General features: G+C 66.3%; 25 protein-coding genes, 1 tRNA gene and 1 pseudogene. 17 read left to right on the top strand and 10 right to left on the bottom strand.

The annotated features are described in order from the left end of the window. From ACE3OU_RS07425 to ACE3OU_RS07355, 15 genes and pseudogenes are all read left to right on the top strand, one after another. Positions 1-123, top strand: a pseudogene (locus tag ACE3OU_RS07425) (IS1595 family transposase); the annotation flags it as partial. Between the two features lie 2 nt (positions 124-125). Continuing rightward, positions 126-458: a hypothetical protein gene (locus tag ACE3OU_RS07420; RefSeq protein WP_374240903.1), complete on the top strand. Its 333-nt coding sequence runs from the start codon at positions 126-128 to the stop codon at positions 456-458. A 128-nt stretch (positions 459-586) separates the two neighbouring features. Further along, positions 587-799, top strand: coding sequence for a DNA-binding protein (locus ACE3OU_RS07415; RefSeq protein ID WP_374240902.1), 213 nt, complete (start codon positions 587-589; stop codon positions 797-799). Next, positions 796-1695 carry a Rha family transcriptional regulator gene (locus tag ACE3OU_RS07410; RefSeq protein WP_374240901.1) on the top strand — a complete coding sequence of 300 codons (900 nt, stop codon included), beginning with the start codon at positions 796-798 and terminating at the stop codon, positions 1693-1695. The genes ACE3OU_RS07415 and ACE3OU_RS07410 overlap by 4 nt, the downstream gene beginning before the upstream one ends. Further along, on the top strand, positions 1695-2252 hold the full coding sequence (locus ACE3OU_RS07405; protein ID WP_374240900.1) for a hypothetical protein: 558 nt from the start codon (positions 1695-1697) through the stop codon (positions 2250-2252). The genes ACE3OU_RS07410 and ACE3OU_RS07405 overlap by 1 nt, the downstream gene beginning before the upstream one ends. Continuing rightward, a complete protein-coding gene (locus ACE3OU_RS07400; RefSeq protein WP_374240899.1) occupies positions 2249-3820 on the top strand; it encodes a DEAD/DEAH box helicase in 1572 nt (523 codons plus the stop codon). Before ACE3OU_RS07405 ends, ACE3OU_RS07400 begins: the two co-directional genes overlap by 4 nt. Next, complete coding sequence (locus tag ACE3OU_RS07395; RefSeq protein WP_374240898.1) at positions 3813-4748, top strand: toprim domain-containing protein; 936 nt, start codon at positions 3813-3815, stop codon at positions 4746-4748. The genes ACE3OU_RS07400 and ACE3OU_RS07395 overlap by 8 nt, the downstream gene beginning before the upstream one ends. A gap of 2 nt (positions 4749-4750) precedes the next feature. After that, positions 4751-5209, top strand: coding sequence for a hypothetical protein (locus tag ACE3OU_RS07390; protein WP_374240897.1), 459 nt, complete (start codon positions 4751-4753; stop codon positions 5207-5209). A 439-nt stretch (positions 5210-5648) separates the two neighbouring features. Then, entirely contained in the window at positions 5649-6326 is a 678-nt protein-coding gene (locus ACE3OU_RS07385; RefSeq protein ID WP_374240896.1) for a DUF4124 domain-containing protein, read from the top strand. A gap of 183 nt (positions 6327-6509) precedes the next feature. Beyond that, positions 6510-11012 (top strand): LPD38 domain-containing protein, encoded by a 4503-nt coding sequence (locus tag ACE3OU_RS07380; protein WP_374240895.1) that lies wholly within the window; start codon positions 6510-6512, stop codon positions 11010-11012. Continuing rightward, the gene (locus tag ACE3OU_RS07375) at positions 11013-11267 is read left to right on the top strand and encodes a helix-turn-helix domain-containing protein (RefSeq protein WP_374240894.1); all 255 of its coding nucleotides are present in this window, start codon (positions 11013-11015) and stop codon (positions 11265-11267) included. Between the two features lie 26 nt (positions 11268-11293). Next, complete coding sequence (locus ACE3OU_RS07370; RefSeq protein WP_374240893.1) at positions 11294-11461, top strand: hypothetical protein; 168 nt, start codon at positions 11294-11296, stop codon at positions 11459-11461. Positions 11462-11728: 267 nt separating this feature from the next. Beyond that, complete coding sequence (locus ACE3OU_RS07365; RefSeq protein WP_374240892.1) at positions 11729-12028, top strand: DUF3077 domain-containing protein; 300 nt, start codon at positions 11729-11731, stop codon at positions 12026-12028. Further along, a complete protein-coding gene (locus ACE3OU_RS07360) occupies positions 12025-12324 on the top strand; it encodes a hypothetical protein (RefSeq protein ID WP_374240891.1) in 300 nt (99 codons plus the stop codon). The genes ACE3OU_RS07365 and ACE3OU_RS07360 overlap by 4 nt, the downstream gene beginning before the upstream one ends. Next, positions 12321-12647 (top strand): hypothetical protein, encoded by a 327-nt coding sequence (locus tag ACE3OU_RS07355; protein ID WP_374240890.1) that lies wholly within the window; start codon positions 12321-12323, stop codon positions 12645-12647. The genes ACE3OU_RS07360 and ACE3OU_RS07355 overlap by 4 nt, the downstream gene beginning before the upstream one ends. Positions 12648-12930: 283 nt before the next feature. Here ACE3OU_RS07355 and ACE3OU_RS07350 read toward each other — a convergent pair. The 5 genes from ACE3OU_RS07350 to rpsU all read right to left on the bottom strand — a co-directional run bounded on the left by ACE3OU_RS07350 (position 12931) and on the right by rpsU (position 17759). Further along, positions 12931-13007 (bottom strand) — tRNA-Ile (locus ACE3OU_RS07350). 36 nt (positions 13008-13043) lie between these two features. Next, positions 13044-15002 (bottom strand): RNA polymerase sigma factor RpoD, encoded by a 1959-nt coding sequence (gene rpoD, locus ACE3OU_RS07345; protein ID WP_374240889.1) that lies wholly within the window; start codon positions 15000-15002, stop codon positions 13044-13046. Positions 15003-15078: 76 nt separating this feature from the next. After that, positions 15079-16914: a DNA primase gene (gene dnaG / locus ACE3OU_RS07340; RefSeq protein WP_374240888.1), complete on the bottom strand. Its 1836-nt coding sequence runs from the start codon at positions 16912-16914 to the stop codon at positions 15079-15081. A gap of 40 nt (positions 16915-16954) precedes the next feature. Next, entirely contained in the window at positions 16955-17401 is a 447-nt protein-coding gene (locus ACE3OU_RS07335; protein ID WP_374240887.1) for a GatB/YqeY domain-containing protein, read from the bottom strand. Between the two features lie 145 nt (positions 17402-17546). Continuing rightward, positions 17547-17759: a 30S ribosomal protein S21 gene (rpsU, locus tag ACE3OU_RS07330; protein ID WP_079432811.1), complete on the bottom strand. Its 213-nt coding sequence runs from the start codon at positions 17757-17759 to the stop codon at positions 17547-17549. A 130-nt stretch (positions 17760-17889) separates the two neighbouring features. Here rpsU and tsaD point away from each other — a divergent pair, with 130 nt between their 5' ends. Continuing rightward, entirely contained in the window at positions 17890-18924 is a 1035-nt protein-coding gene (gene tsaD, locus ACE3OU_RS07325) for a tRNA (adenosine(37)-N6)-threonylcarbamoyltransferase complex transferase subunit TsaD (protein ID WP_374240886.1), read from the top strand. A gap of 15 nt (positions 18925-18939) precedes the next feature. Here the strand turns inward: tsaD and plsY are convergent, their stop codons facing one another. Then, complete coding sequence (plsY, locus tag ACE3OU_RS07320) at positions 18940-19560, bottom strand: glycerol-3-phosphate 1-O-acyltransferase PlsY (protein WP_374240885.1); 621 nt, start codon at positions 19558-19560, stop codon at positions 18940-18942. A 52-nt stretch (positions 19561-19612) separates the two neighbouring features. Here plsY and ACE3OU_RS07315 point away from each other — a divergent pair, with 52 nt between their 5' ends. Next, positions 19613-20008, top strand: a complete 396-nt coding sequence (locus ACE3OU_RS07315) for a dihydroneopterin aldolase (RefSeq protein WP_374240884.1) — start codon at positions 19613-19615, stop codon at positions 20006-20008. 21 nt (positions 20009-20029) lie between these two features. Here ACE3OU_RS07315 and ACE3OU_RS07310 read toward each other — a convergent pair whose 3' ends face one another. The 4 genes from ACE3OU_RS07310 to ACE3OU_RS07295 all read right to left on the bottom strand — a co-directional run bounded on the left by ACE3OU_RS07310 (position 20030) and on the right by ACE3OU_RS07295 (position 23199). After that, positions 20030-20419, bottom strand: coding sequence for an H-NS family nucleoid-associated regulatory protein (locus tag ACE3OU_RS07310; protein WP_374240883.1), 390 nt, complete (start codon positions 20417-20419; stop codon positions 20030-20032). A gap of 139 nt (positions 20420-20558) precedes the next feature. Further along, complete coding sequence (gene ybaK / locus ACE3OU_RS07305; protein ID WP_374240882.1) at positions 20559-21050, bottom strand: Cys-tRNA(Pro) deacylase; 492 nt, start codon at positions 21048-21050, stop codon at positions 20559-20561. A 55-nt stretch (positions 21051-21105) separates the two neighbouring features. Next, positions 21106-21606, bottom strand: coding sequence for a methylated-DNA--[protein]-cysteine S-methyltransferase (locus tag ACE3OU_RS07300; RefSeq protein ID WP_374240881.1), 501 nt, complete (start codon positions 21604-21606; stop codon positions 21106-21108). Positions 21607-21921: 315 nt separating this feature from the next. Continuing rightward, positions 21922-23199: a glutamate-5-semialdehyde dehydrogenase gene (locus ACE3OU_RS07295; RefSeq protein WP_374240880.1), complete on the bottom strand. Its 1278-nt coding sequence runs from the start codon at positions 23197-23199 to the stop codon at positions 21922-21924. Between the last annotated feature and the right edge of the window lie 4 nt (positions 23200-23203).

The raw sequence follows: 23203 nt of genomic DNA, 5'->3' as shown, positions 1-23203 counted from the left end.
GCCACGCACTACCTCCCGAACTATCTGGGCTGGCGCCGGGCACTCGACACGCGCCGACTTGATACGCCCGACAAGATGCTCCTCGCCGCTATCGGAGTATTTCCACAGGCAACGGTGACATAGCCTTGTTCTATGCCGCGCTTAAATACGTACCAAAATCTAAACCCGGTACAAAAAGGGCATTGGTTGCCAACGTGGTTAAGCGCATCGAGGAATGGCACCACGAGCAAGGCATAGATTTTGACAGGTGGAGTATGCCGGGGGATGCGGGCGATTTGCTTTGGCTGATGGGACGGCTGCACCCTAAGAATTTTGACGGAATGGAGTTGAGCAGCTTCAGGCCGCACTATCACGAGGTCTGTTCTTGGACGCGAGCAGCAGGGCACCAGGAGAATGCAATGCACCTTTACCTGACGGTATTTCCAGAGGCTGGCCGTCGTTTTGAAGGTGGAGTGTAAATTTTTAAGTGACTGATTTTCCAATGTTCGTGATGCGGGGTGATACCTGATCTGACATCACCTCCTATCCACGCGTTGAAAGCTGGTGAATAACATTCGTGTCGTTCCAAAAAACAGGACGACACGAAATGAATACCCAATTCCGCGTTATCAGCAATCCGCGCAAGCTCGACACCCTCGAAGCTGCCGAGCGCCTCCGCATCAAGCCTCAAACGATCCGTCGCTCGCTCTGCCTGAGCGGTCACTATCTGGGCCTGAAGCCTACCAAGCTGCCCAACGGTCGCCTGCTGTGGGACGCCAGCGCGATTGATGCCTTGCTGAATGGCGAGGTGGCGCAATGAAAAGCGCCCACACCCCGAAGAGTGCGAGCGCCCTGGAACCGCGTCGCCATTCTACCGCAGCCGCCCCGCTGGTCGAACTGGATCACGGCGAGGTCTGGACAACCTCCCTGCTGGTGGCCGACAGGTTCGGCAAGCGCCACGCCGATGTGCTCCGCGCCGTCGAAAAGCTGGAGTGCTCGCCGGACTTTTCTGAACGCAATTTTGCGCTGACATCTGCCGAGGTCGCCCAGCCCAATGGCGGCTTCCGTGCTGTGCCGATGTACCGCATCACCCGCGACGGCTTCGCATTCCTGGCGATGGGCTTCACCGGCCGCGCTGCCGCAGCGTGGAAAGAGAAGTTCATCGGCGCCTTCGGTCGCATGGAGCGCGAGCTGCGCCGCCTCGCCGTGCAGAAGTCGCTCCCGGACTGGCAAGAGGCCCGCCAGCTTGGCAAGGCCGACCGCCGCGATCTGACGGACGCCGTGCAGGCGCTGTGCCTGCGTGCGCATGAGCGGGGTGACTCAACGACCCCGCTGGGGCTGTGGGAGACCGCAGCAACGCGCGTTGTGACTGCCGCCCTGTTCGAGACCGGCGGCGAGCGCATCACGGCCATTCGCGCCCGACTGACCGCCCGGCAACTGCGCCGCCTCGCGCTGGCCGAAGAGTGCTACGCCCGCGCCGTCGATTCGCTGATTGATTCCCCGGCCCATCACCGCGCCGTCAACGAACAGGGCAAGGTTGCCGTCCTGGCCTTCGCGAACGCGACCGGCGGCCGCGAGGTTCCGGGTGTTGATCCTCTGCGGCGGCGCCTGGGGCGTCAGTCCGGTGCAGCCGCCCCGGCCCTGTTGTGGTGGGTGCTAGCGTGGTTGATCCTGTCCGTCGTGCTGCATGTGCTTCTGCCCGCGGGGGTTGCGTGATGGTCGCCAATCGCACCGCCCCAGCCTTCTTGGAGTACGCCGCCAACATGATGGCCCGGTTTGAGTACCGGACGCTGACCCTCGCCCAGCGGGGGCTGTTGTACTCGATGCGCCTGGAGTGCTGGGTCAATCAGTTCTTGCCCGAATCGGCGGAAGTTCTTGCCCGCATCCTGGGGTTCGACCCCGCAGAAATCGCCGCCGAGCTTCCTTATGTAATGCCGTTCTTCGAGGTCGAAAACGGCCGCATAACGTCGCCTGACCTGGAATCCTACCGCCATCGCGTTGAAGGCATCCGCGAGCGCCAAGCGCAGGGTGGAAAGGCTGGGGCAGCCAAGACCAACGCCCGCAAAACCCGCGCCGATACTGGCGTTTCGGGCAATCCGGGTAAGCCGTCGGGTAACTCGACGAGTAACCCGCGAGTATCCCGCCGGGTGTCTGTCGAGTCCTTTAACCCTAACCTTAACCCTAGCCCTAGCCAAGGGGGAGATGTTGGGGGCATAGAGGCTGCTGGTGTTTCTGACTTCACCCTGACCCCTGATTGGGAGGTGGAGCGATGAGCACCCAAGCCCAATCCGCCGCCCTGGCTGGGGCCGGGGTTATCAGCCTGCGGGACTATCAGGAAGGTCTGGTGAAGGAGGTCCGCGACTCGCTCAAGGCCGGGCGCCGCCGCGTCCTGGCCTACCTGCCGACCGGCGGGGGCAAGACCCGCGTTGCGACGGCCATCACGCAAATGACCCTGAGCAAGTCCAGGGGCCGCGTTGTCGTGCTGGCGAATCGCAAGCAGCTGGTGCACCAGTTCGCCGCCGCGCTCCGGGCCGCCGGGCTGGATGTGGGCATCCTCCAGGGCGAGAACACGCACGGCCTGCATCACCGCGTTGTCGTGGCCTCGATCGACACCATCCACGCCCGCAACTGCATCTTCGATGACGTGGCCGTGTTCATCATCGACGAGGCGCACGCCTGCGCCGGGAGCGAGAAGTACCGCGCCTTGCTGTTCCGCTACAGCCGCGTGCCCTGCATCGGCCTGAGCGCAACGCCCTTTGCCCGAGGGCTGGGCAAGCCGTACCCCGAGCTGGCGGATAGGCCGCTGTTCGAGGATTTGGTGATTGGCGCGACGGTGCAAGCGCTGGTGGATGCGGGGCATCTGACAGACCTCGAAATCTACGCACCGAGCAGCCCGGACATGACCGGCGCGAAAACCTCTCGCACCGCCGAGGGCGAGCAGGACTATCGGCAGGCCGACATCGAAGAGGCCGCCGACCGGCCGGAGCTGGTGGGCGACATCCTGCGGCACTGGTTCAAGCTCGCCGGAGGCGTCAAAACCATCTGCTTTGCATCGTCCATCGCGCACTCCCAGCACATCGTCGAGCAGTTCCGCGCCGCTGGCGTGAGTGCCGAGCACCTCGACTGCTACATGGACGACGAGACCCGCGCCGACATCCTGGGGCGCTTCGAGCGCGGTGGCTTCACCGTGTTGTCGAACGTCTCCCTGCTGTCCGAAGGCTTCGACGTGCCGGACACGAGCTGCATGATCTTGGCGAGGCCGACGAAGAGCCTCACCCGGTTCTTGCAGATGGTCGGCCGTGTCCTTCGCCCGGCGCCCGGCAAGACCCGCGCCTTGCTGCTGGATCACAGCGGCAGCGTGGAGCGCATCGGGCACCCCTTCGACGACCTACCGCTCGAACTGGACGACGGCAACGCCAGCAAGTCCGGCAGCAAGAAGCAGGAACGCAAGGCCAGCGAGCCGAAGCCCTGCCCGAGCTGCAAGTACGTCCGCGATGCCGGCGTCCATGAGTGCCCTAAGTGCGGCTTCGCGCCGCAGCGCCAGTCGGATGTGGAGGTGGCCGACGGCGAGCTCGTGAAGATCGACCGCAAGGCCCGGAAGCCGGCGACGCCCGACCGCAAGCAGCACGTCTATTCGCAGCTCCTGCACGTGGCCCGCGCCCGCGGGTATTCGCCCGGCTGGGTCTCGCACAAGTACCGGGAGATGTTCGACGTGTGGCCGCGTGGCATGAAAGCCGTTGAGGCCGCACCGACTGCCGAGCTGATGGGCTGGCTCAAGTCCCGCCAGATAGCAGCCGCCAAGGCCCGCGAGAGGGTGCAGGAGGGCCGCCAGCATGGGTAACCGTATCGACGTTCGCACCGCCGCCGCCGGCCGCTGGCGGTCCATCCTGATGACGCTGGGCATGGACGAGAAGGCCCTCAGCGGCAAGCACGGTCCCTGTCCTCTGTGTGGCGGGCGTGATCGATTCCGGTTTGACGACCGGGACGGGCGAGGGACGTACTTTTGCAGCGGCTGCGGCGCCGGTGACGGCGTGAAGTTGGCGATGGGCGTCACTGGCCTGTCGTTCAGGGACGCTGCCCGCGAAATCGAACGGCTGGCGGGTGTGGTGCAGCCCGTGACCGGCAAGCCCGAGCGCACCGACGAGGACAAGCTCGCCGCCCTGCGCCGGGTGTGGCGGGAGTCGAAGCCGATTCAGCGGGGGGACGAAGCCGCCCTCTACCTGGCCGGGCGAGGGCTGCGCCTGTACGACCTGCCGGAAGCCGTCCGGGTGCATCCCGGCCTGCGGTATCAGGACGGCGAGCACCAGGGCGTCTATCCCGCGATGCTGGCGACCGTGACCGCGCCGGATGGCCGCGCCGTGAGTCTGCACCGGACATACCTCCAGGACGGCCGCAAAGCGCCCGTGAGCGCGCCGAAGAAGCTCATGCAGGGGTTTCCCCTATCCGGCGCAGCAATTCGCCTGACGGCCGTTTCTGAGGTGCTGGGCATCGCCGAGGGCATCGAGACTGCGCTCGCCGCTGCCGAGCTGTTCGAGGTGCCGGTGTGGAGCTGCGTATCGGCGCAAGGCATCGAGTCGTTCGAGCCGCCGGCCGGCGTCAAGGAGGTGATCGTGTTCGCCGACCACGACGAGAACTTCGCCGGGCAGGCCGCCGCCTACCGGGCCGCCCATCGCCTCAAGCTCAAGGGCTTCGAGGTGGAGGTGTGCATTCCGCAGGTGCCGGGCGACTGGCTGGACTTTCACAGCAAAAATTTTGAACCACGGAGGTAAGCATGGCGATCAACAAAACGACCCTTCAGCAGATCCTGGACACCGTGCAGGAGCTGCACAACCTCGAGCAGATCGTCACGCGCGAGGCCGTTCGGGAGGTTACGGGGCTCGCCCTGACGACCGTTGATGACCGGCTCGCCGTGCTGGTGGATCGCGGCGACATTACGCGCATCGGCCGCGGGGTGTTCGTGCCGGCAGTGAAGCACCCGCCGGCCCGGCCGATCTCGAAAACCGTGCTCCCTGACGGCACGGTGAAGATCGAGATTGGCGATGTGCTGCTTGATCTGACCCCGAGGGAAGACCGGCACCTGGCCGCGATGATGGCGGGGGGAGCGGCTCAACTGGCGTCAATCGAGCTGGGCCACGAAAGCGCCACGCAGATTGCGGCGCTGCGTATGCGAGTGGGGCGGCTGGAGGCGGAACTGCGGGGCCTCGACGGGGAGCACCAGGGGGCAGATTGAGGGCGAGGGCTTCGGCGCGGGGTGGTTAGCAAAACTTAGTGCCCCGCCCATGTGGTGGGGCTTTTCTTTGGTACGCACGGACTTGGTACGCAGCCCGGTACGCAGGGAATCCGGGCCGCCGGATGCGGTTACCAAAGGGGCGGTTACCAGCGCGGTTACCACGGGAAGTCGCCGTAACAGACCAGACTGTAACGGCCGCTGTAACAGCGATGGGCGAGGGCTCGCCACTTCAGAAAACTTCAGGTTGCGACACCTGCCGGCCCGGTATCCAGGGGCGGTATCCATGCCCGGTATCCATCGCTCCGGCTGTTATCGAATGTTATGGTCCGCCCGTTGGTGGTCTGCCAACTCGGGAGCGCCCTCCTACTACTTTCGATAGATGTTATATGCATGGCTTCATGGCACTATGCCTGCCATTCACAAGAGCAGGAGAGGGAGCATGAACACCAAGAGGCCAATCTGCGGAGCTTCGACGCGATCGAGGCTCGGGGCAATCTGGGGTCTTGCTGTGCTGGCCATCCATTCCGGGCTCATTCCTTCAGCGCAGGCCCAGGTATTCAAGTGCAAGGACGACCGGACGGGGCAGATTGCCTACTCCCAAACGCCCTGCCATGGCTCCACTTCTGGCGGCCAAGTGAAGATCCAGGAAAACAGCATGGACACATCCGGCGAGATGGCGCAGGCCGCGCGCCTGAGCGCCAAACGACTACGCGAAGACCAGGAGCGAGAGGCGGCCCGCGCCGAGTATGTGGCACGGCTTCGAGCCGAACGGAGCGCATCCGAGCGGGCCGAGGTGGCGAGGGAGTGCACCGAGGTGTCCAAGCGGTACGACGAGGCCAAGAGCCGAATGGCGCCGTCGGAGCAGATGCTGAAACTGAAGAATGCCCGGCGGGTCGCCTGCGGGATGGAGCCCGAAGCCGGGGGCATGGCTGGAAGCCCAGCCCCCTTGAACATGCCTGCGCCGACGCCGGCCCCATCGGTCATTACCAGCTGCGACGCCAGCGGATGCTGGGACAACATGGGCGGGCGCTACAACAAGGGCGCCGGCCAAACGTACGTCCCAGCCCAAGGCGGAGGCCACTGCCAAATGGTCGGAGGGATGATGCGCTGTCCGTAACGGCGGGGCTGAGACAACGCGCCACAACGCAGCACACGACGCCTGAGCCCGCTTTAGGGTTTGAGGGTCCGGGCCGTCTCCCCAAGACTTGCGACATCGCAAACCGAGGGACCGACCCATGCACGCACTCACGCACGATCAGCGGAATGGACGGCCGCACCTTCTTCAGTGGGAGGCGGGCCGATGAACTGCACGTACCGATTCAAAGGCGCTGGCGGCGAGGACATCACCATCACCGGCAAGGCGGCCATGATGGCGGCGCTTGCGGATGGGCGACTTGATCATCTGCTGCCGGCGGGGACGCTGCCCGCGATGAACGGGGATGTGGCGGCCGGTGAGGTGCGCCGGGAAGATCCGGCCAGTGGCGAGAAAGAGCTCGCCGCGAAGGTCGCCCCCGAGGAGACGAAATCGAAGACGAAGCCCAGCATGATCACCGTGGATGGCGTGAAGCGCCCGACCACGAACAGCAAGGGCCAGCCGATCCACCCGACCGAGGAAGGGCTGCGCAACTTCTGGCGGTGGTTTGGTGACTCCAAGGCGGTGGATGATCAGGGCCGTCCGCTGGTGATGTACCACGGCACCAGCGCGAGCGAGGACGGCGACGCTTTCACCTCTTTCGACACCTACGGTTCCAACTACGGCCTGATGGGAGCCGGCGGGTATTTCACCGCAGACCCCGTCGTGGCCAGCAGCTACACCACGAAGGGGAAGGGAGCGACCCCGAGCGTCTATCCTGTGTATCTGCGCGTCACGGCGCCGATTGATATGGACGCCAAGGCAGACGCGCCGGCTTGGCGCAAGCAGTTTGATGGATCGGAGGTTTTCCACGAAGGCGGCGACACGAACGAGAGTTGGTATCGCGCGGCCGAGGATGGGCTGCGAGATCAGGGCGTCCCGAAGTGGGAAGGTGCGGAAGCGATGCAGGACGGCATCCGCGCAATGGGATTCGACGGCATCACGCACATTGGAGGCGGCCGCATCCAGGCCGATAGCGCCAAGCATCGGGTGTTCATCGTTTTCGACCCCGAGCAGGTCAAGTCTGCCTTTGGCAACACGGGCGCCTTCAGCGCGCAAAGCCCGGACATCCGCTTCAGCAACTCCCCCGACGAGCCCACCCCGACCGGCATCACCTACGACACCCTGCCGGGCGCCTTCGCCAAGCGATTCCCGAAGCTGGCCGGCGCGATCAAGACGATGCTGCGCCGGGGCGCCCTGGGCCAGAAAGGCGGCCTTGTCGTGCTCGACTCCAACGACAGCGCCGACATCGCCCGCGAGTTTGCCAGCCGCACCGGCTGGGACTACCGCGAGACGATGGAGATGTTCGAGTCGGTGGACGGCGCCGGGGTCAATGGCCTGTTCGACCCGAAATCGGGCCTGACCTTCGCCATCGGTCCGAACCTTTCGCCGGAGACCGTGCCGGGCGTGGTGCTGCATGAGGCCCTGCACGGCCAGCAGCGCAAGGACATCGACGCCAAGGCGCTGGCGCTGATCGACGGCCGCGCGAAGGAGGCTCCGGCCCTGCGCGCCTTCCTCGACCGCGTGGCGGAGCGCATGGACCAGGTGGGCGAGGCCGGCAACGCGACCGAGGCGGCGTCCTACATTGTGGAGATGGCTGTCACCGAAGGGCGCGGCGTGGGCTTCTCGGCGGCGGATGGCCCGATCCTGGCCTGGATCGAGAAGAACATCGGCCGGAAGGTGGCCGACCTGGTGCGCGGCTTCGTGGCGACCCTGCGCGCCTGGGCGCTGGCGCATGGCGTGCCGATGAAGTCGGTCGCCGTTGATGATCTGGTGGCCTACGCGATGGCCGGCGTGGGCAAGGCCGCCCGCGGCAAGGTGCTGACGCTGGACGAGGCCGGGGCGTGGGCGTCGAAGAGCGGGGCGCCGGGCCGGGCCGGCAAACACGCCCGCCCCGCTGCGACGATCGCCGCCGCCTGGGAAGCGCCGGAGCCCTCCAAGCTCTTCGGCGGACGGATCGACAAGGACGCGCTCATCTACACCCTGCAGAACAAGCAGATCGACACGAAGCGGGTGATCGACGCCATCGAGGCGAGGGTCGGCACGATTGCCGACGAGTGGAACCCCTACCTGCAGGAAGAGCTCTTCCACGGCCGCAGCGCGAAGGGCGTCAAGGATTTTCTCTCGAAGGAGATGCGCCCGCTTATCACGCGCATGCGCTTGAACCGCGTGACCCTGGCGGAGTTTGAGCGCTTTCTGCACGCCCGCCACGCCCCGGAGGCAAACGCCCACATCGCCCGGGCCAACCCGGACAATCCCGGCTTGCAGGATGGCGGCTCGGGCATGACCAACCAGGAGGCCGCCGCCTTCATGGCTGCGCTGGCGCCGGAGCGCCGCAAGGTGTTCGACTCGCTGGCCGCGCAGGTGGATGCAATCAACGCCAGCACCCGCCGGCTGCTGGTGGAATCCGGGCTTGAGACCGCGGAGACGGTGAAGGCATGGGAGGCCGCGTATCGGCATTATGTCCCGCTGCATCGCGAGGATGCGGAGCAAGGCGGGCTTGGAACGGGCCAAGGCTTCAGCGTCCGGGGGACGGCTGCCAAGCGCCGCACCGGCAGCACCCGGGCGGTGGTGGACATCCTGGCAAACGTCGCCCTGCAGCGCGAGCGCACCATCGTGCGGGCCGAGAAAAACCGCGTCGCCCAAGCGCTTTACGCCCTCGCCCTCAAGTCGCCCAACCCTGACTTCTGGCTGCCGATCAACCCTGACGAGGCCAAGGCCATGAAGCCGGCAGAGCGCCAGAAGATCGCCGACGAGCTGGCTTCCCTGGGGCTCGACCCGGCCGACGCGCAGAGCTTCGCGCGGGAGCCGGTGGAGCGCTACATCAACCCGGCTACCGGCCTGGTTGCGGAGCGGATCAATCCGACCTTGCGCGGCCGCGACAATGTGCTTTCCGTGCGGGTCAATGGGCGGGATCGCTTCGTGTTCTTCAACCACCGGGACGAGCGGGCGCAGCGGATGGCGGGGGCGCTGAAGAACCTGGACGCCGACCAGTTGGGCCGGCTGCTTCAGGTGTCCTCGAAGATCACCCGATGGTTTGCCGCGGTGAATACCCAGTACAACCCGATCTTCGGCATCGTCAATGCCCTGCGCGACGGGCAAGCGGCCTTGCTGCAGCTCTCGACCACGCCCATTCGTGGCGACGAGAAGAAGGTGTTGGCCGGGGCGCTGCCGGCGATGCGCGGCATCTATGCCGCCCTGCGTGCCGAGCGCGCGGGGGAGACCGCCCCGACCGATGAATGGGCGCGCCTCTTCGAGGACTTCCAGAAGGCCGGCGGGCAGACGGGATTCCGCGACCAGTTCGCGAACAGCCAAGCCCGGGCCGAAGCCCTGCGGCGGGAGCTTGACCCGGCGGCCTGGATGGATGGCCCGCTCGGGAAGATCTTCACCGCCAAGGGGGCGCTGAAGGTGCCGGCGGAGGTGGCGCAGAAGAAGGCCGAGGGCCTCTTCGGGTGGCTGTCCGACTACAACGACATGATGGAGAACGGGTTTCGACTGGCCGCCTACAAGGCCGCGCTTGATCGTGGCCTATCGAAGCAGAAGGCCGCCAGCCTCGCCAAGAACCTGACGGTGAATTTCAACCGCAAGGGGCAGGTCGCGACTCAGGCCGGCGCCCTGTACGCCTTCTTCAACGCCTCGATGCAGGGCTCCGCCCGCATGCTGCAGACCCTGAACGGCCCCATCGGCCGGAAGATCATCGGCGGCGGGCTGGCGCTGGGCGTGCTGCAGGCGCTGGTGTTGGCCGGCGCCGGCTTCGATGACGACGACCCGCCCGAGTTTGTGCGCGAGCGCTCCATCGTCATCCCCCTGGCGGATGGCAAATACCTTTCGGTTCCGCTGCCTCTCGGTTACCACGTCATCCCGGGCATGAGCCGGATTGCCACGGAGTGGGCCATCGGGGGATTCAAGGACACCCCCAAGCGAATCGCCGACATCCTGGGCATGCTGGCCGACACCTTCAACCCGATCGGCAACGCCGGTCTTTCGATGCAGACCCTGGCGCCGACGGCGCTCGACCCGCTGGCGGCCCTGGCCGAGAACCGGGACTGGACCGGCAAGCCTATCGCCCGCGAGGACATGAGCGGCCTTCACCCGACCCCGGGCCACACCCGGGCGAGGGACACCGCCAGCGCACTGAGCAAGGCCGTTGCCTATTGGGCAAACCTGGCGAGCGGCGGCACCGCCTACAAGCCGGGCTTCTTCTCGCCGACCCCGGATCAGATCGACTACCTCATTGGGCAGGTAACGGGGGGCGTTGGCCGCGAGGCGCTGAAGGCGGAGCAGACCGTCACGAGCATGATGACCGGCGAGGAACTGCCGGCGCACAAGGTGCCCTTGCTGGGCCGCTTCTACGGCGACACCACCGGGCAGGCCAGCGAGGGCGCGCGCTTCTACGCAAACCTGAAGGCCCTCAACCTGCACCGGGCCGAGATCCAGGGCCGGCGCAAGGACGGCGGCGACGTGGCAGGCTACCTTGCCGAGCACCCGGTGGCCCGGCTTGGCCTGGGCGGCCCGCTGAGGGCCGAGAGCGAGATCCGCAAGCTCCGCGAGATGAAGAGCGAAGCCGTGAATGGTGGGCAAACGGCGCGGGTGAAGATGATCGATGCGCGCATCACGTCCGTGATGAAGCGGTTCAATGAGCGGGTGGCCGCGTTGGAAGGAGGGGTTTGAATGACGACGCTGGATCTACGGGGCGCCGCGGCCCTGATGAAGGTGAATCCTCGAACCGTTGAGGCGATGGCGCGCGACGGGCGCCTGCCGGCCGCCAAGATCGGCCGTGCCTATGTGCTGATGGAGCGGGACGTGCTGGCCTTCATCGAGCGGCAGATTTCCACCCAGACAGCCGCACGGGGCGAGGGCAAGCCCACCGGGGGCGCCCGCCGGGGTGGGGCCGAGCACCGGGCCGAAGCCTATCCGCTCAGGTAGCGGGTACAGCTTGAAAGGAAAACGGGGTGATCGTGAGGAAAGAGCAGATCGAACAGGGCCGGGCGGCACTCGCCAAGCTGACGCCGGCAGAGCGGCAGAAGCTGGTGAAGTCGCTGGCGGTGATGCACAGCCGCAAGGCGAAGCGGGCGGAGCGGGAAGCCGAGGGCGCCCGAAATAATCAGCAAGGGGCTTGACGACTGCATGATGCCCGGCTGATACTTCGAGCGCCCCTGAGACAACAGGGGCCGGGCGTAGGAACCCGGAGAGCCAAGGCCGATGAGGCCGCGCACGACGCGGCTTTTTCACGTCGGCAGCATGGTTGCGCCTGTTCAATGGCGGGCCGTGCGGGGCAGCCGCGAGGCTGGCCGGACCTTGGCCCGGTATTCCTACCCCCGCACGGTTCCGCCGCCCCCGTAGGAAGGGGCTGCGGAGAACATCACCGCAAGCCAAGGAGCATCACCATGTCCAAGACCGACACCAGCACCGCCGCGCCCGCCCCCGTTACCGCCTCCAAAACCTTCCATTCCTGCAATCCGGCCCAGCAACACCTGTTTGCCGTGCGCCCTGGCGTCTCCGTAGAGGACGCCCTTGAAATCGCTTCCTGCCTCCTGGCATCGGCCCTGCGCACCGTTCGCGGTGCCGCGATGGAGCACGACGACGAGGCCCTGTTCGGGGCGGTCTTCCAGCTCGAGGCCGTGAAGGCGGTCGTGGATGCGGCCGGCCTGGCCGCGCCCACCGAGAATCAGGAAGGGGGCGAATGATGGCCGCCATCAACGCCGCCGCGCCTGCCGCAAACATCGAGCGCGCCCTCAGTTCCCCCATCTACTTCGCCCCGCCGACTTTCTGCCTGTGGGCAACCGAGCGCATCCAGACGCCGCGCCGCGTCATCCTGCCCGGCGAACTGCTTCACATTGATCCGACGATTCGGCCCGCCGAAGGCCGCATGGTGCTGGTGGGTGATCGCCTGGAGCTGTGGGCGGGTCAAGACGATGCGCGGGGCGTGCTGGTGGCCGTCATGACCTTCGAGGACGACGAAACCGAAGGGGGTGCAGCATGAGCGCCCCGGCCTTCACCCCCGGCCCCTGGCGTCGTGCCGGCCATCGCACCATTGCCGCCGGCACCGGCCTGAATGCCGTGACCGTCTGCGAAGTCTTCTCGGGGGGCGTGGGCCTCGACCAGGCGGACGGCAACGAAGCCTTGATCGCAGCCGCCCCCGAGCTGCACGCCGCCGCGGCGGAGGTCTTCGCTTGGATCGATTGCGGCTTTCTCACGGTGGGCGTGCTGGCCGATGACAGCCCGGCCCGCATGGCCGCCTGCGACCGGGCCATCGATGCGCTTGCCGCGGCCCTGGGCAGGGCTTCGGGGAGGTCGGCGTCATGAGAACCCTATCTGACGCCCTGGAGAAGCTGTATCAGCACGCCGAGCCGCACATGGCGCCCGAAGACCTCGACGCGGTAGCTCGCCGGCTGCTGGACTGAAGCCGCCCCAAATTTGGGGACACCCCACAACCATCCCGCCCGCGTGGCGGGTTTTTCGTTGGCGGCGGCGGGAGTCGGGCGAGGGAGAGGAAGCCGACCGTCTGGATTTGGCTACACAGTGGCTACACGAAGTCCGAAAAGCAAAAGGCCAACCCCGAAGGATTGGCCTAAGTGCTTGATGTTGCTGGTGGGCCCAGCAGGACTTGAACCCGCGACCAAGCGATTATGAGTCGCCTGCTCTAACCGACTGAGCTATGGGCCCGTAAAACGGTGGGGCCGCGGTGGCGGCCTGGGTGGATCACGCCTCGTTGTCGAGGAAGCTGCGCAGGCGCTCGGAGCGGCTGGGGTGGCGCAGCTTGCGCAGGGCCTTGGCTTCGATCTGGCGGATGCGCTCGCGGGTGACGTCGAACTGCTTGCCGACTTCTTCCAGCGTGTGGTCGGTGTTCATCTCGATGCCGAAGCGCATGCGCAGGACCTTGGCCTCGCGCGGGGTGAGGGAATCCAGCACCTCCTTGGTGGCGTCGCGCAGGCTGGAGTACAGCGCAGCCTCGGCCGGGGCCAGGGTGGCGTTGTCTTCGATGAAGTCGCCCAGGTGGGAGTCGTCGTCGTCGCCGATGGGGGTTTCCATCGAGATGGGCTCCTTGGAGATCTTGAGGATCTTGCGGATCTTCTCCTCGGGCATTTCCATCTTCTCGGCCAGGGTCGCCGGATCGGGCTCGTTGCCGGTCTCCTGCAGGATCTGGCGCGAGATGCGGTTCATCTTGTTGATCGTCTCGATCATGTGCACCGGGATCCGGATGGTCCGGGCCTGGTCGGCGATCGAGCGGGTGATGGCCTGACGGATCCACCAGGTGGCGTAGGTGGAGAATTTGTAGCCGCGGCGGTATTCGAACTTGTCGACGGCCTTCATCAGGCCGATGTTGCCTTCCTGGATCAGGTCGAGGACCTGCAGGCCACGGTTGGTGTATTTCTTGGCGATGGAGATCACGAGGCGCAGGTTGGCCTCGGTCATTTCGCGCTTGGCGCGGCGGGCCTTGGCTTCGCCGGTGGACATCTGCTTGTTGATGTCCTTGAGTTCCTTCAGCGGGATGCTGATGCGCTGTTCGAGGTCGATCAGCTTCTGCTGTTCCTCGAGGACGGCGGGCAGCATGCGCATCAGCACGGCGGCGTTGGCCGGGCCGGCGGCGATCTCCTTCTTCAGCCAGTCGAGGTCGGTCTCGCTGCCCGGGAAGCTCTTGATGAAGTGCGGGCGCGGCATGCCGGCCTTGTCGACGCAGAGGTTGAGGATCTTGCGTTCGTGGGCGCGGGCCTGGTCGACCATGTGACGCACGGCGTCGCACAGGCGCTCGGTGGTGCGGGCCGTGAAGCGGATGTTCATCAGCTCGTTGGAGACCTGCTCCTGGAGCTTGAGGTAGGCCTTGTCCTGGTAGCCCTTCTTCTGGAGAGCCGCGGCCATCTTCTCGTAGAGGCTGCGCAGGTTGGCGAAGCGTTCGAGGGCTTCGGCCTTCATCTTGATCAGCGACGCGGACTGGGCGCCGCCGCCGTCGCCTTCGGCCTCGTCGTCTTCTTCGGCTTCGTCTTCGACGTCGAGGTCGTCGCTTTCGGCCAGCTCTTCGATGGCTTCGACCGCGTTGGGGTCGATCAGGCCGTCGATGAGCTCGTCGATGCGCATCTCGTCCTTGGAGATCTTGTCGGCGGCGTCGAGGATGTCGGCGATCGTGGTGGGGCAGGCGGAGATCGCCTGGATCATGTGCTTCAGGCCTTCCTCGATGCGCTTGGCGATCTCGATCTCGCCTTCGCGGGTGAGGAGCTCGACGGTGCCCATCTCGCGCATGTACATGCGCACCGGGTCGGTGGTGCGGCCGAACTCGGAGTCGACGGCCGAGAGGGTCTGCTCGGCCTCGGCTTCGGCCTGCTCGTCGTCGACGACGGTGGGCGCGACTTCGGACATCAGCAGGTCTTCGGCGGCCGGGGCCACGTCGAAGACCTGGATGCCCATGTCGTTGAAGGTGCTGATGATCGACTCGATCTGCTCGGCGTCGACGAGGTCGTCGGGCAGGTGGTCGTTGATCTCGGCGTAGGTGAGGTAGCCGCGTTCCTTGCCCAGCGCGATGAGGGTCTTGAGCCGCGTGCGGCGGACTTCGGCCTCTTCAGCGGTCGGCGCCTCGGCGATCATCGGGGCAAGTTTGTCCTTGACCTTCGCTGCTCGCGGCTTGGCAGGCGCTTTGCGCGGTGTTTTGGGCTTTTCCGTGGTCATGGTTGTCCTCGATTGGTCGTCCGAGCGGTAGTCTGTAAGGTCTCGGCGAGCGAATTTCGCGAAACCGAAAATTATATTACGAATCCCGCACTTTTGCAGGGGTTCGGAGTTTCTGTTTGTGCAGTAGTAACTCGGCGAGCTGACGCCGCTCGGCGGGTGTCAGCCCGTTTTCCCGTTCGCGGGCGGTCAGGGCGTCGATTTCCCGGCTGACGGCATCGGCTTCCAGCTTCTTGAGCGTGTCGTTGAGCAAGGGTTCAATCGTCACTTCGTCGAAGGGCGTGTCGGCGAGCTGGCCGGCCATCCGGTCGATGGCCTCGGCGTGGGGGCTGCCGCGGTAATGTTCGAGCAGGGCGCCGATGCCGTGGGTGGGCAGTTCGCCGACGCTCATGGCGTCGACGATGGCGCGCAGCGCCCGGCCTTCGGGGCTGTCGTCGGGGAGCAGGTCGATGGGCAGCCGGGCTGCCCACACCGGGTGCTGGATGATCAGTTTGAGCAGGGTCTCGATGGCCGACAGCGGCTTCTGTCGCGGTGCCAGGCGGGGCAGGGCGTTGCGGCCCCGGCCGCGGAAATCCTGCCTGCCCCTGAAGCCGCCGCCCTCGAAGGGTGGGGCGTCGTCGAAACGGCGCGGCGCCGTGGCCGCCTTGAGGCCGAAGGCCTGCTCGACCTCTGCCTGGGTGAAGCCGGCGGCCTCGGCCAGCATCTTGATGACCTGCAGGCGCAGCAGCGGGGCGGCGATCCGGGTGACCAGCGGCTTGGCTTCGTGAACCAGCCTGGCGCAGCCTTCGGCGGTGCCGAGGTCGATGTCCTTCTTGAGCTCGGCCAGCAGGAATTCGGCCAGCGGCAGCGCGCGGTTCATCGCGGCGCGGAAGGCGTCGGGCCCCTCGGCGCGGACGAAGCTGTCCGGGTCATGCTCCTCGGGGAGGAACAGGAAGCTGAGGGTCTTGTTGTCGGCCAGGTGCTCGAGGCTTACCTCGAGGGCGCGCCCGGCGGCGCGGCGGCCTGCGGCGTCGCCGTCGAAGCAGAACACCACCCGGTCGGTCAGGCGCAGCAGCTTCTGGATGTGGTGGGGCGTGGCGGCGGTGCCGAGGGTTGCGACCGCGTTGCCGACGCCGAACTGGGCGAGGCCGACCACGTCCATGTAGCCCTCTACCACCAGCACGCACTCCTGGTCGCGGATGCTCTGGCGGGCCTGGACGAGGCCGTAGAGTTCGCGCCCCTTCTCGAAGATGGGGGTTTCGGGCGAGTTGAGGTACTTGGGTTCGCCCTTGCCGAGCACGCGGCCCCCGAAGCCGATCACGTTGCCGCGCTGGTCCTGGATAGGGAACATGATGCGGTCGCGGAAACGGTCGTAGCGGCGGCCTTCGTCGTTTTCGAGGACCAGGCCGCATTCGAGCAGGCCGGCGGCCTTGTAGTCGGCGAAGGCGGCCTGCAGGGCCTGCCAGCCCTCGGGGGCGTAGCCGAGCCCGTAGCGGGCGGCGATCTCGCCGGTGAGGCCGCGCTGCTTGAGGTAATCGATGGCCACTGCGCTGCGCTTGAGTTGCTCCTTGTAGAAGCGCGCCGCCTGGGCCATGAGTTCGGTCAGCGACTGGTCGCGGGCGTGGTTGGCGTTGGGCTTGAAGTCGTCCTGCGGGACTTCCATGCCCACCGTGCCGGCCAGCTCCTTGACCGCGTCGACGAAGCCCAGCCCGCTGTACTCCATCAGGAAGCTGATCGCGCTGCCGTGGGCGCCGCAGCCGAAGCAGTGGTAGAACTGCTTGCTGGGGCTGACCGAGAAGGAGGCGGATTTTTCGCCGTGGAAGGGGCAGCAGGCGAAATAATTTATGCCGCCCTTCTTGAGCGGCAGGTAGCGTTCGACGACTTCGACGATGTCAACGCGGGCGAGCAGATCCTGGATGAAGGATTGCGGGATCATGGAGGGCTGCCGGCGCGGAAGGGCGCCGTGTGCATGAATCCTAGTTGCTGAGGCGGGATTTCACCAGCTTTGAAACGTCGGCCATGTCGGCCTTGCCGGCCAGCTGCGGCTTGAGGACGGCCATCAGCTTGCCCATGTCGGCGGGACCGCTGGCGCCGGTGGCGGCCACGGCGGCATCGATGGCGGCGGCGATCTCGTCGGCGCTGAGGCCCGCGGGCTTGTAGGCGGACAGCACGTCGATCTCGAAGCGCTCGGCGCTGGCCAGGTCGAAGCGCTGGGCGCCTTCGTACTGGGCGGCGGAGTCGCGGCGCTGCTTGAGCATCTTGTCCACCACCGCGAGCACGGCGCCGTCGTCCAGCTCGATGCGCTCGTCGATTTCCTTTTGCTTGATGGCGGCGAGCAGCAGGCGCAGGGCGGACAGGCGGGCGCTGTCCTTGGCGCGCATGGCGGCTTTCATGTCTTCGTTGATGCGGACCTTGAGGGACATGGGCGGTTTTCCGGGCGGTGGGTTGCTACGGGCGAACGCTGTGCGCAGGTGTGCTGCGAGCGTGCGGACCAAAACGCAAACGCCACGCGCTCGCGCAGAAGCGCGTATCGCGTGGCGATTGGGAAGCGTGTACTCGGGGTGTTGCTTAGTACATCTTCGGCGGCAGGGTCTGGCTGCGCAGGCGCTTGTGGTGGCGCTTGACGGCGGCGGCCAGCTTGCGCTTGCGCTCGGCGGTCGGCTTCTCGTAGAACTCGCGGGAGCGGAGTTCGGGCAGCAGGCCCACTTTTTCAATGGTGCGCTTGAAGCGACGGATGGCAACTTCAAACGGCTCGTTTTCTTTGACGCGGATACCCGGCATTGCGTGCTTCCTCGAAAATTCTTTGGACGGAAAAACGAAGAGTATAACGAAGTCCCCGGAGACAACCAAGCCCCTTTTTCGCTTTGTGGGCCGTTGGCGGGTAAAATCCTGATTTTTGCGCGGGCCGATCATGCGTGTTCTGGGTATCGAAACCTCCTGTGACGAGACTGGGGTCGCCATTTACGACACTGGCAAGGGCTTGCTCGGCCATCGGCTGCATTCCCAGATCGATCTCCATGCGGCCTACGGCGGCGTGGTGCCGGAGCTCGCCTCCCGCGACCACGTGCGGCGCCTGCCCCTGCTGCTGCGGGAGACCCTGGCCCTGACGGGCTTGTCCATGGGCGACGTCGATGCGATCGCCTACACCGCCGGGCCCGGGCTGGCCGGCGCCCTGCTGGTCGGTTCGAGCGTGGCCGAGGCGCTGGGGGTTGCGCTGGGGGTGCCGACCCTGCCGGTGCATCACCTCGAGGGGCATCTGCTCTCGCCGCTGCTGTCCGCCGATCCGCCGGCCTTCCCGTTCGTGGCGCTGCTGGTTTCGGGCGGGCACACGCAGCTGATGCGGGTTTCCGGTGTCGGTGATTACGTGCTGCTTGGCGAGACTGTCGATGACGCCGCCGGCGAGGCCTTCGACAAGACCGCCAAGCTGATCGGCCTGCCTTACCCTGGCGGCCCGGCGCTGGCGAAGCTGGCCCTCGAAGGCCGGCCCGGGCGCTTCAAGCTGCCGCGCCCGATGTTGCACAGCAAGGATTTCGACTTCAGTTTCAGCGGCCTCAAGACCGCCGTGCTGACTGCCGCCACCGCGCCGGACTTCACGCCGGCCGATCGGGCCGATCTGGCCGCCGAATTCCAGGCGGCGGCGGTGGAGGTACTGGTCGCCAAGGCGATGGCGGCGCTCCGCCATTGCGGCTTGCGTCAGCTGGTGGTGGCTGGCGGTGTGGGGGCCAACCTGGCGCTGCGTGCGGCCCTCGATGCGGCAGCGGCGAAGCGCAAGGCGCGGGTGTTCTACCCCGAGCTGGAGCTGTGCACCGACAACGGCGCGATGATCGCCTTTGCCGGTGCGATGCGCCTGATGGCCGGGGAGCAGGTGGCGCCCTCGGACGGCCGTTTCGCCGTGCGGCCGCGCTGGAGCCTGCAGGAGATCGCCAAACCCCGGGCCGCGGCCTGAGTCCGGCTGGGGAGGTCAGGCGCCGGCGGCGTTCTTCTTCTTGCTGCCGATGCGGCTTTCCTGGCCCGCCATCAGGCGCTTGATGTTGTCCTTGTGGCGCCAGATCAGCAGGGCCGACATCACGCCGATGGCGATCACCCAGTCGGTGCCCAGCCCGAGCGCGAAGGCCACGGCCGGGGCGGCGAGTGCGGCGCAGAGCGCGGCGAGGGACGAGTAGCGCAGCGTGAAGGCGACGCCCAGCCAGACGCCCAGGGTGGCGAGGCCCAGCCAGCTGTTGGCGCCGATCAGCACGCCGGCGGCGGTGGCGACGCCTTTGCCGCCTTTGAAGCCAAGGAAGACCGGAAACAGGTGCCCCAGGAAGGCTGCCAGCCCGGCGGCTGGTACGGCCAGCGTGGCGGCCTCCATCGAGGGGGCCACGCTGGCAGCCAGAAACACGGCGAGCCAGCCCTTGAAGGCGTCGCCCACCAGGGTGAGGGCCGCGGCGAGCTTGTTGCCGCTGCGCAGCACGTTGGTGGCGCCCGGGTTGCCCGAGCCGTAGCTGCGCGGGTCGGCCATGCCGAACAGGCGGCTCACCACGACGGCGAAAGGCACGGAGCCGAGAAGGTAGGCGGCAACAAGAAGAAGGATGAGTTGCATTGTTTCGTGGAGTAGCAAGCTAGAATGGGCGCGATTTTAGCCGGGACGAGCAATGGATTTCATTTTTATCGAGGCGCTGCGGGTCAAGTCGCGCCTGGGCATCTATCCGCGGGAGCGGGTTGCCGAACAGACCCTTGAGTTGAATCTGACTTTCGGTGTGCCCGATGCAGCAGCCGAGCACGACGATATCGCCGACACGATCGACTATGCCCGGGTGATAGAGCGTATCCGGGAGGAGCTCGCGGTTCAGCAATTCAACCTCATCGAAACGCTCGGGGAGTTCATCGTGAAGCTATTGTTCGATGAATTCGGGGCGCCGTGGGTGAAACTGGCCATCGCCAAGATTGGCGTGATGAAGGACGTGCGGCGCGTCGGCGTATTCATCGAGCGCGGGCGCAATGGCGTGTCGCCGCCCGATCACGCGCCGACGGCAGGCCTGCCAGGCTGAGCAAGGCAGGCCCGGCGAGGCTCAGGCTGCGGTGACGGTCGGCGCTTCGGCGCGCAGTTCGTCGAGTTCCTTGCCCTGGGCCAGCCAGTCGATCACCCACTGGGGCTTGCGGCCGTGGCCGGTCCAGCCGATGGCGGGGTTTTCGGGGTGGCGGAACTTGATCACCGAGGCAGGCTTGGCCTTCTTGGCCGGCTTGGCGACCGCAGCTTTCTTGGCGGCGGGAGCGGCGGCCGGGGCCTTTTCACCCTCCTGGCCGATCACTTCATTGAGGCTCATGCCGTGTTCGGCGGCGAGCTTCTGCATGCGCTTCAGCAGGTCTTTCTTGGCGGTGTCGGAACGGCGACGAATCTCGGTCTCGACCTTCGTCTGCAGGCGGCGCAATTCCGCCAGGGAAAGGGATGACAGGTCCATGGTGTGTTTCCTTGATTTGCTGTTCTGGTGACTGGCGCCGGCAGGGAAATAGGCCCTCCGGTCGATCTTTTATTTACGCTATTATTTTGCCACCAATATCCGGCGCGCTGGCAAGTGTTTTACGGATGTTTTTCGCAATTTATTCGATTGCGACCTGCACCGGCCGTGCTTTTAGTGTCGGGACGATGTCATGGGGGTTTATGCCGACCAGAAAGCCCCTTCTGCCGCCGTTGATGTAAATGAGCGGCAACTCGAGAATGCTGGCTTCGACGAATACCGGCAGGGCCTTGCGGGTGCCGAACGGCGAGGTGCCGCCCACCAGATAGCCCGTGTGGCGCTGGGCCACGGCCGGGTCGCAGGGGCTGACCTGCTTGTGGCCCGCCTGTCGCGCGAGCTCCTTGGTGGAAACCTTGCGGTCGCCGTGCATCAGGATGATCAGGGGGTGGCGGCCTTCGTCTTCCATCACCAGGGTCTTGATCACGGCGTGTTCGTCGACCCCCAATTCCCGCGCCGAAACCCGGGTGCCGCCGTGTTCCTCGTAAGCGTAGGGGTGGCTCGAAAATGCAATGCGGTGTTCGCGCAGGAAACGGGTGGCGGGCGTTTCGGGGGAGTTGCCTGAAGAGCGTGACATGGTGGTTCGATATGGGCTGAAATGATCCGTGGGGTTTGCGTGCAATGGCGGGGTTTCAGACGACGCCCTCGTGTCGCAATAGCCAGCGCTTGGTGTCGATGAGAAGGCCGCCGGCGTGATGGGCAAAGCCGCCGAGCCCGTTGGCCGCAATGACCCGGTGGCACGGAATCACGATGGGGAATGGATTGTCGCCACAGGCCTGGCCGACGGCGCGGGGAATGCTCCCGACGGCGTTCGCCAGCTGGCTGTAAGTTCTTGTTTCACCGAGTGGAATCTCGCTGATCGCGGCCCATGTCCGGCGCCGGAAAGGGCTGCCCCGGGGTGCCAGCGGGAGGTCGAATCGATAGGCGGGGTCGTCCAGATAGCGTTTCAATTGCAGAACCGCCTTTTCGGCAATCGGGTCGGAGGGGGTTGGGGTCGTCTCGCCGCCGGGGAGAAAGACGATTTCCAGGAGGTATTGGCTGCCGGTCATGATGCCGAGCGCGCCGAATGGCGTCGGCAGGATGGCCGAAAAGGGCTGGGTGCCGGGGAGGGCGTTGTAATCGGGGGCGAGCATGAAGGAATTCTGCGCCCGCCCGCTCGAGGCGGCAAGGTCACCTATTTCCGCTCGTGCCAAAAAGCCCGCCAAGGGCCGTGGTCAAGGCAATTCCCGCCCGCAATAATCTCTCGCCGGACGGTGCCGGCGGCAGTGCGGAAAGCCCTGCGGCGGGATAAAACAGCCGTTCGCAGCGAGACGGGCAGGGTTTTGCCGGGTGGTCTTTGTCGTGCAGACAGAAAAACGCCCGTCCGTCGCCCGGTTGGGCGAGGGGGCGGGCATCTTAAGCCGGCCGGCCCGGGATGTTCCCGGGCGGAGGGCGTGCTGTCGGGCGCGTCAGGCGCGAACCTGGCCGTCGCCGAAGACGATCCATTTCTGGCTGGTCAGGCCTTCTAGGCCGACCGGGCCGCGGGCGTGGATCTTGTCGGTGGAGATGCCGATCTCGGCGCCGAGGCCGTATTCGAAGCCGTCGGCGAAACGGGTGGAGGCGTTGATCATCACCGAGGCTGAATCCACTTCGCGCAGGAAGCGCATCGCGCGGGTGTAGTTCTCGGAGACGATGGCTTCGGTGTGGCCGGACGAATAGCGGTTGATGTGCGTGATCGCAGCGTCGAGGCCGTCGACCACCTTGATGGCGATGATCGGGGCGAGGAACTCCTCGGACCAGTCGGCTTCGGTGGCCTCCTTGAGCTGGGCGTCGGCGATGCCGGCCTGGCGCAGGATCGCCAGGGACGCCGGGCAGGCGCGCAGCTCGACGCCCTTGCCGGCCAGCATGCGGCCGATGGCGGGCAGCTGGGTTTCGGCGACGGTGGCATCGACGAGCAGCGATTCGGTGGTGTTGCAGGTGCCGTAGCGCTGGGTCTTGGCGTTCTCGACGATGGCGAGGGCCTTGGCCGGGTCGGCGAACTCGTCCACATACACGTGGCAGTTGCCGTCCAGGTGCTTGATGACCGGCACGCGGGCGTCGCGGGTGATGCGCTCGATGAGGCCCTTGCCGCCGCGGGGGACGATGACGTCCACGAACTCGGGCATCGTGATCAGCTCGCCGACGGCGGCCCGGTCGGTGGTCTCGACGACCTGGATCGCCGTCTCGGGCAGGCCGGCGGCGGCGAGGCCGGCGCGTACGCAGTCGGCGATGGCCTGGTTGGCATTGAGGGCTTCCTTGCCGCCGCGCAGGATGGCCGCGTTGCCCGACTTGAGGCACAGCGCGGCGGCGTCGGCGGTGACGTTGGGGCGGGCCTCGTAGATGATGCCGATGACGCCCAGCGGTACGCGCATCTTGCCGACGGTGATGCCCGAGGGGCGGCGCTTGAGTTCGCCCATCTCGCCCACCGGATCGGGCAGCGCGGCGACCTGCTCGAGGCCGACGGCCATCGCCTCGATGCCCTTGGCCGACAGGGTGAGGCGGTCGATCATCGCCGGCTCGAGGCCGTTGGCGCGGGCTTCGGCGAGGTCGCGCTGGTTGGCTTCGAGCAGCTGCGCGGCGCGGGCGCGGATTTCGGCGGCCATCGCGAGGAGGGCCTTGTTCTTGGCGTCGGTGGAGGCGGCAGCCACGCTGCGCGAGGCTTCGCGGGCCTGGCGGCCGACGGTCTGCATGTAGGTCTTGATGTCCATCGTC

The organism is Zoogloea sp. (assembly GCF_041908905.1).
Lineage (GTDB): Bacteria > Pseudomonadota > Gammaproteobacteria > Burkholderiales > Rhodocyclaceae > Zoogloea.
This window is presented reverse-complemented; position numbering and strand designations above follow the sequence as displayed.